General features: G+C 49.7%; 8 protein-coding genes. 7 read left to right on the top strand and 1 reads right to left on the bottom strand.

What is annotated here, in order from left to right; translation table 11 throughout:
• The first annotated feature begins 23 nt into the window (after window positions 1-23).
• The 6 genes from HCR03_RS14040 to HCR03_RS14015 are packed head-to-tail and all read left to right on the top strand — an operon-like array spanning window position 24 to window position 12,236.
• Window positions 24-2,231 (top strand): DUF1156 domain-containing protein, encoded by a 2,208-nt coding sequence (locus HCR03_RS14040; RefSeq protein ID WP_207727250.1) that lies wholly within the window; start codon window positions 24-26, stop codon window positions 2,229-2,231.
• Between the two features lie 12 nt (window positions 2,232-2,243).
• The gene (locus HCR03_RS14035) at window positions 2,244-5,597 is read left to right on the top strand and encodes a DUF499 domain-containing protein (protein ID WP_228724972.1); all 3,354 of its coding nucleotides are present in this window, start codon (window positions 2,244-2,246) and stop codon (window positions 5,595-5,597) included.
• A gap of 54 nt (window positions 5,598-5,651) precedes the next feature.
• Window positions 5,652-7,037, top strand: coding sequence for a Wadjet anti-phage system protein JetA family protein (locus tag HCR03_RS14030; protein WP_187034812.1), 1,386 nt, complete (start codon window positions 5,652-5,654; stop codon window positions 7,035-7,037).
• Window positions 7,038-7,039: 2 nt separating this feature from the next.
• Window positions 7,040-7,654 (top strand): DUF4194 domain-containing protein, encoded by a 615-nt coding sequence (locus tag HCR03_RS14025; RefSeq protein WP_187034810.1) that lies wholly within the window; start codon window positions 7,040-7,042, stop codon window positions 7,652-7,654.
• On the top strand, window positions 7,651-10,980 hold the full coding sequence (locus HCR03_RS14020; protein ID WP_187034808.1) for an ATP-binding protein: 3,330 nt from the start codon (window positions 7,651-7,653) through the stop codon (window positions 10,978-10,980). The genes HCR03_RS14025 and HCR03_RS14020 overlap by 4 nt, the downstream gene beginning before the upstream one ends.
• Window positions 10,977-12,236 (top strand): Wadjet anti-phage system protein JetD domain-containing protein, encoded by a 1,260-nt coding sequence (locus HCR03_RS14015; protein ID WP_187034806.1) that lies wholly within the window; start codon window positions 10,977-10,979, stop codon window positions 12,234-12,236. The genes HCR03_RS14020 and HCR03_RS14015 overlap by 4 nt, the downstream gene beginning before the upstream one ends.
• Window positions 12,237-12,420: 184 nt before the next feature.
• On the opposite strand, the gene HCR03_RS14010 is transcribed toward HCR03_RS14015, so the two are convergent.
• Window positions 12,421-13,155: a helix-turn-helix domain-containing protein gene (locus HCR03_RS14010; RefSeq protein ID WP_187034804.1), complete on the bottom strand. Its 735-nt coding sequence runs from the start codon at window positions 13,153-13,155 to the stop codon at window positions 12,421-12,423.
• A gap of 169 nt (window positions 13,156-13,324) precedes the next feature.
• Here HCR03_RS14010 and HCR03_RS14005 point away from each other — a divergent pair, with 169 nt between their 5' ends.
• Window positions 13,325-14,584 carry a hypothetical protein gene (locus HCR03_RS14005; RefSeq protein ID WP_187034802.1) on the top strand — a complete coding sequence of 420 codons (1,260 nt, stop codon included), beginning with the start codon at window positions 13,325-13,327 and terminating at the stop codon, window positions 14,582-14,584.

The following is a 14,584-nucleotide window of genomic DNA, read 5'->3' as shown; positions in this document are numbered from 1 at the left end:
ACGTACAGTATTATGGAGCATGGATGAAAGAACAAGCGGAAAAGCGGGTAGGCCATCTTTACCCCAAAGCAACGCTGCCGGACGGAAGCGAAGCCACCGTCATCGCATGGAAATGGGCGCGAACCGTCAAGTGCCCCAACCCGGCCTGTGGAGTGGAAATGCCGCTTGTCAACTCTTTTGAACTCTCGAAAAAGAAAAATAAGGAAGCCTGGGTGTTGCCAAGAATCAGCTCCGACCGGAAATCATTCGAATTTGTTGTGCAACATGGTAAAGGTAAAGTACCGGGAGGTACCGTGAATCGCAAGGGTGCACGCTGCGTTTGCTGCGGGCAGCCTGTCGAATTTCCATACATTCGTGAGGAAGCAAAAGCAGGCCGCATGGATTCCAGATTAATGGCGATTGTGGCAGACAGCAAATATGGCAGAGAATATTTATCACCCAACGAGTTACATGCTCAAGCTGCGGATGTACTTAGAACAAAGGATTATCCTTCTGCACCTTTACCAGAAAGGGCTTTAGGATTTCGAGTACAGCAATACGGTATGACAAAATATTCTGATCTTTTTACACCTCGCCAACTTACCACCCTTGTCACGTTCAGTGACCTTATAGGCGATGCCATTGCTAAGGTGAAACAGGATGCTATGTCAGCGAAATTGCCTGATGACAATATAGGCCTCGATAACGGTGGCATCGGTGCATGTGCATATGCAGAAGCAATCGGCGTATATCTGGCGTTTTGTTTGGATAAGGAAACAGACTATAGCTCATCAATATGCACTTGGAATGTTTCAAGAGACGGATTAAGAAACACATTTTCCAGACAGGCTATCCCAATGATCTGGGATTTTGCAGAGACAAATATTTTTTCGGATCAATCCGGTTGTTGGGACAATTGCGTTGAATGGGTGGCTGAATGCATTTCATGTTTTACACCAAATGCACAAGGCTTTGCGACGCAGCAGGATGCAACACAATTAGGGAATCAAGTGCCTATTGTCATTTCTACTGATCCGCCTTATTACGACAATATTGGCTATGCGGATCTGTCCGACTTCTTTTATATTTGGCTTCGACGCTCGCTTGATAAAATTTATCCAAATCTGTTTTCAACGATGCTGGTGCCCAAAACAGAAGAATTAGTAGCAACACCATATCGTTTTAATGGTGATGCTGAAAAAGCGCGAGACTTCTTTGAGGATGGTATGTATTCTGCATTTTCAAAAATGCGTGAAACAAGTTCTCCTGAATATCCACTTACAATCTACTATGCATTTAAACAAAGTGAAAACGATGAGGATTCTACAAATGTTGCTGGCAATAAAATAGTTTCAACTGGTTGGGAAAGCATGCTATCCGCCTTGATTAAAGCAGGTTTTACGGTAACTGGAACATGGCCGATGAGAACGGAACGTCCCGGGAGAACGATATCTATCGAATCAAACGCCCTTGCCTCTTCCATCGCTCTCGTTTGCCGCCCAAGGCCAGAAAATGCACCTTCTATATCACGGCGCAAATTTCTATCCGAGCTGAAAGAGCGCTTAAAAGAAGGTCTCCATTATCTTCAAACGGGCAACATCGCGCCTGTGGACTTGCAGCAGGCGGCCATCGGGCCGGGTATGGAGGTGTATTCCAAGTATTCCGAGGTGCTTGAAGCTGATGGCACACCCATGAATGTGCACGAGGCACTGGTGCTGATCAATCAGGAACTCGACGCCTATCTTAACGCGCAGGAGGGCGGTATGGATCCGGACAGCCGCTTCTGTATTGCATGGTACGAACTGCACGGCTTGAACGCCGGAAAGTCCGGTGAAGCCGACACTCTCGCCCGCGCCAAACTGGCCCACCTGCATGAGCTGGTAGCGGACGGCGTTCTGGAGCATGCGCGAGGCGTCACACGGTTGAAAGGCCGGAACGAACTGCCGGAAAAATGGGATGTCTCCCGTGAAAATACGGTCTGGACCATGGTGCAGAGGCTGTGCCGTTTGCTTGAGCAGGGCGGAGGCATCGGAGCCGCGGCCGTAGCTATGCGGGAGCTCTCCACGCCCAACTACGAAAACCTGGAAAATATAAAGTCCTTGGCCTACCGGGCATATCTGGCCGCAGAACGTCAGCACGCTACGGCTGAAGCCTTCGCCTATAACAGTCTTGTTTCTGCTTGGCCGGAATTGCTTGAGCGAATGGACCAGCTGAAGCAGGAAGTACCTGAACAAACAAAGCTGAATATTTAGAAAAGAGGTTCAATGGATATGCAGATGAGCGCAGGTGCATATGTCAATCAGGGCTTTGATGTGATGCGACCGATTCTTTCCGCTTATGTCGGGCAGGAGATGCTGCATAGCATTGGTCCCAGATGGTGGCAGGATCGTGTTTTGACCGTTCTTTCAGAGGTCTATACCCGCAATCTCCCGCGCGGCGGCGAATGGGACAAGCTGGTGGATAGCCTAGATGTCTCCGCCTGCTTCCAGATTATCGACCGCAACTGGAACGAACTCTTTAAGTACAAAATGACGCTGCAGCAGCGCAACTGGGTAAAAGAACTGCTTACGACACGTAATGATTGGGCTCATGAAAGCGGCTCCGGTCTGAGCGCAGACGACGGTGTACGTGCTCTGGATACTATGACGCGTCTGATGGAACCCATCGATCAGGAATCAGCGGAAGAAATTCGAAAGCTGATGCGCAAATTGCGTGATCAGGAAGAAGCTACGCATCGGGAGTCACAGTTTCCGGTAACTCCTTCAGCACCTTCCTCACCGGCCTACTCCTATGCACGTCCCTGGCGGCAAATTGCCGAGCCGCATCCAGATGTATCCAAAGGCACCTATCGCCAAGCGGAATTTGCCGCCGATCTCTCACAGGTGCTGCGCGGTACGGCCATGCCTGAATATCAGGATCCGGTAGAGTTTTTCGCTCGAACTTATATTACTGCCGGGATGAAAAGCATGCTGACCAAAGCGGTACAAAGGGTCGCCAGCAAAGGCGGCGAACCGGTGATTCAGCTAAAGACGGCTTTTGGCGGTGGAAAAACACACAGCATGTTGGCACTTTATCATTTGATGCGCGCTGTTTCGCCTATGTCGTTAAAAGGCATTCCGGAGATCTTGAATAGTGCGGGTATTTCAACCATGCCCAAAGTGAAAGTCGCCGTTCTGGTTGGCACCTTCCTCGAACCGGCCAAACAGCGGAGGCCGATCAATTTTCCGGGAATCACGATCAACACGCTCTGGGGAGAAATGACCGCACAGCTCGCCGAACAGGCTAACAATCCGAAGCTGTACGACTTGATCAAGGAATCGGATAAAAAGGGTATTTCGCCTGGATCTGATACGCTTCGTAATGTCCTTGACGATAGCGGACCTTGCCTGATTCTTATTGATGAACTTGTCGCTTATGCGCGAAAATTATACGGATACAAACAAGGTGATATCCCTGCGGGCACATTTGAAAATGTGCTTTCCTTTGTACAGGAATTGACTGAGGCGGCACGTGCCAGCAAAAACAGCATTGTAGTCGCCTCTATCCCGGAGTCGGAGACCGAAGCCGGCGGGGAGGCTGGCATGATCGCACTCGAGCGCGTGGAAAGGACCTTTGGGCGCATGGAGGCCGTCTGGAAACCGGTTGTGGCAGAAGAAGGCTTTGAAATCGTACGTCGCAGGTTGTTTCGCGATCTTTCCGATAAGGATGCCGTTGATCGTGTCTGCAATGCCTATTTTGAAATGTACTGCCAGCACCCTGATGATTTCCCAGTTGAATGCCATGAAACGGAATATCTGACAAAGATGAAAAAGTGCTATCCTATTCATCCGGAGGTATTCGACCGACTGTACAATGATTGGGCAACGCTCGAATCGTTTCAAAGGACTCGCGGCGTTCTGCGTTTTATGGCTGCTGTGATCCATGAGCTCTATGCCTCCGGCGACAGCGGTGCAATGATCATGCCCGGTTCCATTCCGCTTGGCAAAACGCAAATTCGTGAGGAATTGACCCGCTATCTTTCTCCTGGATGGGATACCATCATCGAAAATGAAGTAGATGGCCGGCACTCTGCTCCGGTTACACTGGATGACAAAAACACATATTACAGCAAGTATTTTGCTAGCAGTCGGGTGGCCCGTACGATTTTTCTCGGCAGTGCGCCGGATGCACGTGCACAAAGAACACGAGGCATAAATATGGCTCATATTCACCTTGGAGCTGTACAGCCGGAAGAAAACATGTCGACATATAATGATGCGCTTTCGCGTCTTGCCAATGAGTTAACCTATCTGTATAGCAGCGCTGATTACCGTTATTGGTATGATACTCGGCCAACACTGAAAAAAACAGTTGCTGATCGTGCGCGCATGCAAAATTCTTATGACACAGTCTCTTCTCTGGAAAAGGTTCTCAAGGTTATATGCCGCAACAAAGATCCTTTCGACGGTTTGCATATTGCTCCGTCAAGTTCCTCCGATATCCCGGATCAGCAGGCTGTGCATCTGGTTTTATTGTCCGCTGAGCAGACTTATAAACGAGACGACGAAGACAGTGAAGCGTTGAAAACGATCCACGAGTATTTCGAAACTCGTGGTGGTTCTCCCCGTATGTATCGAAATATGATCGTTTTTTTGGCACCCGATTTCAGCATAACGGAACAGCTTATGCAGGATATGCGAGTCCTTTTAGCGTGGCGTTCCATCGAACATGATGCTGACAGCCTCAATCTTGATGCGGCCCAGGAAAAAGAAGTGCACGAGGCAATTCACCATTATGAAGATACAATTTCCGATCGATTGCAGGAGGCATACTGCTGGTTGCTCGTTCCAACGCAAGATGGTACAAATCCGGTAAAATGGAATATTCTCCGAGCATCCGGGACAACTAACCCAGTTGCAAAAGCTGCACAGAAACTCAGGGAAAATGATTTGATGATTGATCAGCTCTCTCCAAAAGTCCTACTGATGGAGATGGATGAATTTGATCTGTGGAAGGGTCATGAATTCATATCCGTCCGCGAATTGTGCGAAGATTATGCACGTTATACCTATCTGCAACGTTTAAAAAATAAAGATGTTTTATTTTATACTTTGGAGATCGGCGTTAAATCCAGTGATTATTTCGGATATGCAGATGGACAGGATGACAACGGTCGGTACCAGGGCCTTTGCTTTGGAAATTGCGGATATCTGCAGATCACTCCTGATGGTCTTTTGGTTAAGTCCTCTGCAGCGTTGAGGCAAATTGAATCAGAAAAGAAAGAAAGGGAGCCAGGAAACAATACGGAGGCAACTATTTCTGGAAATATCGTTGCCCCAACGGCAGTTTCTTCGAATATTGGTACCGTCTTTGTGCCAGCCGCAACTTCGGCATCTACGCCCATCCTCAACACACATTTTTATGGCAGCGTTAAACTCGATCCCGGCAAGTTGGGATCCACCGCCGGGACCATTAATCAGGAAGTCCTTCAGCATTTGTCGCAGCTCTCCGGCGCATCAGTTACCGTTACCCTAGATATTCAAGTTAATATCCCGAATGGGATTCCTGAGGACGTTGCGCGTACAATCCGTGAAAATTGTAAAACATTAAAATTTGATACCAGCGAATTTGGTCAATGAGCAATATAGAGATATCTTTCGTAATTTGATTTCAATGTCAAAGAAGGTGCCGTCATGGGTTTGCTTCCCAAGGATTTATCCCCCCGATTTTTCAACCTGCTAATCTCCATCCATAAGGAATATTATATCCATGTCCTTTTGCTGATGGAGTCCACCCTTTCGGAAGCAAAACAGATCGCCCTGCCAAGATCGGCAATGATGCGGGAGCTTCATCGCCGATTGGAACGGGAAAACTGGCGGGAAGATCTTTCAGACGAAGAAGATTTCGGAGCAAGCCCGAACGAAGTGAACGATACGGCGGCCTATACCGTCCGCAAGTTTATCGAAAGCGGGTGGATAGACAGCGACGAGTCGGGCGACCGGGCTTCAGATATGGTTTTCATCACCCTGTACGGCAAGAAACTGACGGATTTCGTTCGGAATCTTCTACAACTGGAGGATCAGTCGGGCCATGTCGTCAACACCTATTCCAATCTGCAACAGGTCCGGCTGATGCCGGAAAACGGCTATGTCTGTGTAAAAAATGCCTACGACAGCACGCGGCGGCTGTTGACCAGCCTGGAAATGATGTATTCCAAAATCAAATCCTACTATACGCTTGTGCTCGAGAACCAGAGGCCGGAAGCCCTCTTGCAATCGCATCTGAACGGTTATGTCCATGACGTGGTAGACAAAGTTCTTTTTCCGTTGAAAGTGGACGACAGCGTCGACCGGTTCAAAGGTCCCATTCTTTCCGCCTCGGCCGACCTTCTTTCGGATACGCCGCTTTTGAACACCGTGCTCCGCTATGCCGTTCAAGCGCGGAAGGAAGCCACCGAGGAAGATGCGCGCGCCGGTTTGCTTGAAATGCTCCACTTCATCCACAGCCAATTTGACAATATCGAAGCCGTTATCCGGCAGCTGGACGACCGCAACAATCTTTATCTGCGCGTAACACGGCAGAAGCTGCAATACATGCTGACCATGGATACCAGCCTAAAAGGCAACATCATTTCGCTGCTGAAACGCAGCAAAGCAGAATCAGAGGATTTCTGGGAATCGCTTGCACAGTGCTGCAATTTTTCAGAAGTTGGGACAATTACGGATGACAGCTTTTACCGTCCACGCCGAAATCACAGGCATGAGCGGGGCGAGGACGTCCCAACCGAACCGGCACCCGAAGTGCCGGAAGAAGATGTCACCGCTATTCTGGATACGGTGGGCGCTAAATTTGTAAAATCAAAAATCAACGCCTTCGCGGGCAAGCTGCTCCAAAACCGCGAAAGCATCTCCTCGCAGGAGTTCCGCATTGAAAACGACGAGGACTATCTCATGTCGATCTATCTTGCCACCAACAGCGACGACTACGAATGCCCGTATCGCTTCACCGTACGGGACGGCGTTTCGGAACACGGACGGTATTTACTGCCGGAATTCACACTGAAAGAAAAGAAGGGATAAAATTGCGGATTGATCAGGAAAGCGCCGAAACGCGGGAGGAAATCAGAGAACTTTGCCATAAGCTGTTTGACGAAAATTACATTTTGGAGTTTGTTTTTGCGCCGAACGACACGTTGCGCAGGGCAAACCCGGACTATTCGTTTTTATCCCTCAATTTCGACTGCGTGGCCGAACTATTGGAGCAATGCGGCTGGAAGCTGAACCAGGACACGCAGGCGGGCGTCATCTATCTCACCAGCCTCTATCCGTCCACAAAAGTCACTCTGACCAAAACGGAGAGCTATTATCTGTTTGGCCTGCGGCTTTTATATGATGAAAAGAAGATGCGGGCGTCCGCCTCCGGTGAGGTTTTTGCCACCGTACAGGAACTGCTCGAAAAGCTGTCGACGCTCGACGCGCTCGAACCGGTCAGCCGGCAGGAGCGGGAGCGGGCGCTCCGCACGCTGCAAAATAAAAACATCATTACCCGCATCACCGGGAAACTGACGGAGCCGGACACCCAACTTGCGATTATGCCTTCCATTCTGTGCGCGATATCGGCACCAAAGGTCAAGCGTCTGCTGGAGTCGCTGCCGGAGGAACAGGCCGCCGCCACAAGCGAGGAGGTATCGGAATGATCTGGATGAAAAAGTTTCACATGATCAATTGGATGTATTATCCTCCGCAATCCATCGATTTCGGCGCTTCCAATCTGCTGACCGGCATCACCGGCTCGGGGAAATCCACCATCGTCGACGCAATACAAATTCTGATGCTCGGCGAGGTCAACGGAAATTTCTATAATAAATCCGCCACGGGCAACAAATCGGACCGCACCATCGCCACCTATCTGCGCGGAGCGTACGATGGCGGAGAAAAGCGAGCGGCAAAGGGGTTCAGCTCCTATCTTGCGCTGGACTTCTTCGACGATCTGAGAAACGAAGATTTTTGCTTCGGCATTGTCTTTGATCTGGAAGCCGATCAGGACCGGCCAGATTACAGCTACTTCATCGCCGACTGCTCTTTCAAACAGGAATGGGCGCTGAACGGCCGCCGCGTCGCCCGCAGCATGGAAGAGTTTTCATCTTTTGCGAAGCAGAATCGTTTACCGATCCACTGGCCGCAGACAAATACTGCCTATCGTAAGGATTTGCTGTACCGTCTGCAGATATTCGATGAAAATTTCTTCTCCGTGTTCCGGACGGCTGTGGCATATGTTCCGCTCAACCGTATTGACGACTTCATCGTCCACAATATCTGCCATATCGAAGATACCATCGACGTAGAAAAAATGAAGACCGCCATTCGCGAATATCAGCGGATGCAGCAGCAAATGCAGGAATTTGAACAAAAAAAGCAAGAACTCAGTGTGATCAGCCAGACACACGAAGCCTACCAAAACAGGCTCTCCCGGCTGCAGGAAGAACAGTATTTTCTGGATCGCGCGGATGTGGACATCCTTTGGGAATCCATCGCGGGACAAGAGAATCTGAGGGATCGTCAGGAGAAAGAACATCAGGGCCTTTTAGAAAGCCAAGCTGAGAAATCGAACGAGGAAAAAGAAGTCTCCAAAAAGCATGAACTTTTAGTTACGCAGCTGGCTCAGGCGGAAGGGCCACGCAAAGAACTCGAGCACCAGCTTGGCGAGTTGAACGCGAAAATTCAGGAGGTTCGGGCTTATGGAACGAACCGCTTGAACGCTTTTCGGCAGCGCAGCGCCGGATGGCACCGACAGTTAAACGGGCTGCAGGAAGCAAAGGTGTTTCTTTCACTCGACTGGCCCGCGACGGAACGGGAATCCAGCTTTTTCGGACAACAGCAGCAGCTTGATCTGAACTCCTTCGCAAACTTTAACGCAACCCGCTTTCAGGAACATGTGACTGCGCTGAATCGCCTGACGGAGGATATCCGCAGGCAAAAAAACCAATGGGAAGAAGAGCATGCCCGTCTGCTTTCCGAACAGCAGGAAGCGGAAGAACGTCTGCGCCAACTGGAAGCCGGGAAAAAGCAATATATGCTGGATTTGCTGCAACTTCGCGCCTTTTTGCAAAGAGAACTGTCGGCACAGTTCGATCGCCCAATATCCGTGAACATTCTTGCAGACCTGATCGATATTCAGGATCCACACTGGGCGAACGCCATTGAGGGATACCTCGCCCGGCAGAAATTTTATCTCTTCATCGAGCCGGATTGCTACCGTGCGGCTGTCCGTCTGTTCAAAAAATACAGCCGCGAAAATGCTTGCACCCGCTACAATATCGTCAATACCCACAGTATCCGGCAGGAACACCCGGACGTCTACTCGAACAGTCTCGCGCGTGTCATTGTAACGGAAAATCCGTTTGCACGGGCCTACGTCGATTACCTACTCGGCCGCGTAGAATGCGTGGAGAAAATAGAGGAAGTCGACGGCAGACGCACTGCCGTAACGGAAGACGGCATGCTTTATAAAAGCTACAGCACGGCACGCATGGAAGAAAAGCTGTGGCGTCTCCATTTTATTGGTCAAAGCAGCATTTCACAGCAGATTGAGGCGACCCGGCAGCGGCTTGCCGAGCTGCGCGATATACTACAAACACTCAAAGAGCAACTGCGGATGACGGATCCGATTTTGAAGGAGACAGAATTCAACCCCGATTTTCTGGAGACTCTCGCAAAATCGGCAAGCGACCTGCGGGGTGTTCCGGAACTTGACCGAAAAGCGGACGAACTGGCCCAAAAGCTGAATCTGCTGGATACGAGCTTTGAAGATTCTCTCAGAAATCAGAAGAAGGCCACCGAGAAGAGACTCCAGGAAATCCGGAAGGAATTGACGGATTACGCGACTCAGCTCGGCGAACGAAAGCAGGCCATCCGGCAGGCAAAAGAAATGATCGAAACGCTTCGGCCCCGCTTCCGGGAAAAATCCGATGCGTTTGAAGCCGCTTATCGGGATGAGCAGGAGTTTACAAGTTCTCTTTCTGCCCGGTATGAAAGGGAGCTTGCCCAGAAAGGGAAAGCCGAAAAGCTCAAACAGGCATTTATTCCCGCCAAAGGCCAGACCGAACAGGCGCTGAGTTCTTTGTCGAAAGCTTTTCGGGAGCAAGTACAAAAGTACAACGGCGCCCATCAGGAGGCCTCATTGAGCGACGATATCGCGAGCGACGAATGGAAAGTTGCCTACGATGCAGTGCAAAAAGTTGAAATTGCGCAGTTTCAGGAAAAAGTAGCGCGAGCGCGTGACCGTGCGGAGGAGATTTTTCGCAATGAATTTATCAATCAGATCAAGCGGAATATCGACAACGTTCGGCTGGAAATCGGCAGTCTGAATAAAACGCTGGCGGAATACACCTTTGGACGGGTGCAGTACCGTTTCAAATGCGAACCGACTGAAAACGCCGATCTGCGGAGGTACTATGATCTCATTATGAACACCAGCTTGGATGGGCTCAGCCTCTACACATTTATGCAGCGGGATACGCAAAAGGAGTACGAACCTTTGCTTAAAACGCTGTTCCAGCTGATCTCCTCCGAAGATACTGACGCCACTAACCGCCGACAGATTGAAGAAAACATTGAAAAATATAAATCCTTTCAGACCTACCTTAGATTTGATCTGGTCGAGGTGGATGCTGAGGGAAAGGAACATCCGCTTAGCCGCAGCATGGGCAGTAAATCCGGCGGAGAACGTCAGACCCCTTTTTATATCGCCATTCTGGCTTCACTGATGAAAACTTACCGGGTCAATCAGAACGAGAACAGCATGCGGCTGGTGGTGTTTGACGAGGCGTTCGATAAAATCGACACCAGCCGCATCGAAGAGTGCGTGCTAATGCTCAAGAAGATCGGCTTCCAGAGCATCGTCGTCGCCCCGACGGACCGCGCCGCCTATATCGCGCCGCTGGTGGAACGCACATGGGTCGTCACGAAGCCGGATGATCAGACCTCCGTGCTCTCCGCTTACCGGAAGGGCCTGGCGCAATGAATATTCAGAACGAACTGTTAAACCGGCTGCTGGATAAATACGAGCGTAGCGCGCATTGCCTTCCCGGGAAAAATTCCAACAAACGCATCGGCATCTCGTTAAATGAGGCCGAATTTCCCTATTATCAGCAAAACCGGCGAGAGCGAGTGGAAGAGGTCAATATGGCGATCGGGAAGATGCAGTCGGCAGGCCTCGTGACTTTTCAATATCAAAAAGGCTATGAGGGATGGTTGATTGAAAAGGTTTTTTTGAATCTGGACGGACTGCCAAATGCTTATCGGGTTGCCGAACGCTCGCCGGTATCGTTGCAGGCGCGGGAGCTGCAGGAGGTTCTTGACGATGCGTATGCGCAAAGCGGCCGCGCTTGGGTTCGCCGCTTCATCGAAGACGAGCAGACTCGGCTGAGGGAAACATTTCGTGCAAGCCGCCTGCTTCCGGAAAAACCCGGCCTTGTGAAAGATCTATTTTCGGCCTTGAGGGCTTCGGAAAAAGAGTCTCAGCTGATGCGCGTCCTCAGCGTACAATGTTTTCAGGATTCCAAGCATCTTGAGCGGGAGTTGCTGAGATTTCTGCTTTCCATTGCCCGTCGCTATGAGCCGGATATCGTCGCTTATTCTTGCCAAAGCGATGAAAGGCTCACGGATAACGAGGTGCTGGCACAGATCGGCATTTTGCGCTATCCTGAAATCTTTGAGTTCTGTGGGGATATTGCCCTGACCGTGCAAGGCGTTTCCGTCCCGACTGCACTGTTTGCGCGCGGGTTTTGCCTGCAGTCTGAAACGCTCGCAGATGTTCAGGACATCCGCCTTGACGGAATCCGCCGCGTCTATTTTGTCGAAAACAGAACCAATTATCGAGCTCTGGTATTGAGGGGCATTCCTTCCGAGGTTTTGCTGATCCATCACGGCGGCTTTTACTCTCCGCCGCATGGTTGTCTGTTTCGAAAAATTATGCAAGACGCAAAAGAGGATACGCTTTTCTATTTTTGGGGCGACCTGGATCTGGGCGGTTTTCAGATGCTGGAGCGCCTGCGGAGAAACATTGTTCCAAATCTTCGCCCGTACCGAATGGGTTCCTCAGAATTGTACCGCTATCTTAAAACCGGGAAATCCAGGAATGCTGAGTATCTGCATCGTCTGGAGCAATTTCAATCCGGAACGGACAACACGGTCATTCGGGATGGGATCGCCGCGATTCTGCGAACGGGCGTAACCGTCGAGCAGGAAAGTATGCTGGACGCTGACATAACTCTATAGATTTATGTTTTGCCACGCAAAGGTGATACAATGGTGCAAAAGCCGGAGGAAAGCGGTCAGCAGGACATTTTGGGAGCCTTCTGGGGTGAAAACATTCCCTTTACCGTTCAGGAACGAGACGCGTATCAAACGGCCAATGTGGTCAGTATTGCACGACTTTATGTGAACAGCAGAATAATAATCTTTACTCCAGCGTTGCCATCAGCACCTCCCGCTCCCGCAGAAATTCAGCGAAGCTCTTTTTGATATACGCACCGACATTCCGCACTCCAGCAAAGTTTTTTCCTTTCATCTCCTCAAGAAATTCGAAGATCACAGAGCTGTCCACATTGTCGAGCAGACGGCGGATATCCGGTCGTCCCTCCTGCCTGAGCTCCAGCATATAGCCAAGCAGGCTGTCAATAAAACCGATGCGGTTAGGAAAGTTTTCTTCGAAGTAATCGTACTCGATCTGTTCTTTCAGTCTGTCAAACGCTTCCGAACGATAAGTGGAAGATTGAGTTCCATCTAACTGTTTTTGTTTGAACAAGTATTGTGCGGGTATCTCGCGTTCACTTGGCAAAGCCAGTTGTTCGTCATCCAGAGCACTGGTTTCACCACTCTGCTCCGCCGACACATCCATCGGCTTAATCGTGTAAAGATTACTGGTACTGTCTCCGATTGCATTGCGCTGTTCCTTTTTCTCGATCAGGCCGAGTTCCTCCAGATGGGCAACAACGGAAATGGCCTTACGGCGCGAACATCCGGTTTTGCGCGCGATAGTCTGATAAGATGGGAAACAGCTCCGGCTGTCTTTGTCGGCGTAAGCGCAGAGGATGCAGTAGATCACCTTGTCATAGACGGAAAGCGTTTCGTTCATCAGCACGGCCTTATCCACCATCACGAACGGTGTCCTGCTGTTCCGGCTGGATATCTTCATTCTGCACCTCCGCAAATAAAAAAGGAACCTTCCTCCCGGATGGTTCCGAATGATCGCACGATTTTATATTTTTTTGCTAAGCTGCATATTTACTGTGTATCGGCCGTGCGTTAAAATGTAATGAACGATTTCTTATGTGATGCTCCCTATAGTTCAAAGGAGGGCGCTAATGAATAAGGACAGTCAATCCGTAAAGTCGCTGTCCGCACCAAAAGCGGATAATCTGATCTATCAGGCAGAAAAGCTATATGAAATTTCGGATGGCCGGACAAAAGCTCTGGTTAATGAACTCTTCCGAAAATTACAATCCATAGCCGCTTGTGGCGAAGACGAACAAAGAAAATTATGGTTAACAGCCCCGCGAGGGTCGATTGAGGAATTCGGAGATTACAAAGTTTATCTGGAAGACGGCGAAGTGGAAAGCCGTGAGGAATTTGAGGAGTTGTGGCTTTCAGAATATCCGGATCCGCAAAAGTGGTATCTGCTGTCTACAATGGTTTACAAGGATAACTGCTCGGTCTTTATAAGCGGCAAGCTGGTATTACAGATTCTGCCGGAGTCGGAGCTGCAGCGGCAATATCCTTGCGATAAATCTGAGCTTGCCGGTTGGCTGTTGAGAGCCGTGAATGATACGATAGCTTCTCTCAAAAGAGGCGCATACAACGAATATGTGCGTAATAATCTGCCCTACCGCAAGCGCATTGGAAAAATTCTTCGGGAAAACTACTGGCGGATTTTCCCCGATGAAAAAACGGCGTATCTCAAAGATATAAAGCCTAATGAAATCAACCAGTTCATTTCGCTGATCAATGAGCAGCCGTCTGATAAACCATTGACCCGCTTGTCCGAGATGACAGCCGATTTATTTTTCAACTGCTGCCGGTTGGGTTACGAAGCAAATGGTTATGAAGGCACAGAAAAATTGACGTCAAAAGAGTTATATTATACCCATGCTGACGGACGGGACGAAGGACTGTCAGAGCTGGATGGATCGTCTGCCGAAGCGTTCAGCACATGGTACCATAGCAAAGCACATCAAGGCGGGCACCCTTGGGAGGTTTGTCGCGGCGGCAATTCCACACACATTTCATTGTACGTCCACCACGACGGAAAAGGTTGGTGGCTCCGGTTGGCCGGCTCCAGCGTGGGCCGTTCGGTAGAAACCGTCAAGTTTTACTTGGTGCTTTCGGAACATGGCTTGCCGATTTATTTGGATAACGCTATAGAACTGGCCGCAATGCTTTTGGGTAAGGATTACATAGGGATAGTGCCGGAGAATGTGCTGCCAGCCTACTGTTCGTCTCTGTTTTCCGACGAAAAGACGCTCGACTTTATGAATCTCCCTTGGGAAGAAACGGAGCAAGTTATCAAGAAAGCAATATGGTACCCCGTGACAAAAGTACTTTTAAACGGTAATACTGATAATTAA

It is taken from the genome of Caproicibacter fermentans, from assembly GCF_014303955.1.
Taxonomy (GTDB): Bacteria; Bacillota; Clostridia; order Oscillospirales; family Acutalibacteraceae; genus Caproicibacter; species Caproicibacter fermentans.
This window is presented reverse-complemented; position numbering and strand designations above follow the sequence as displayed.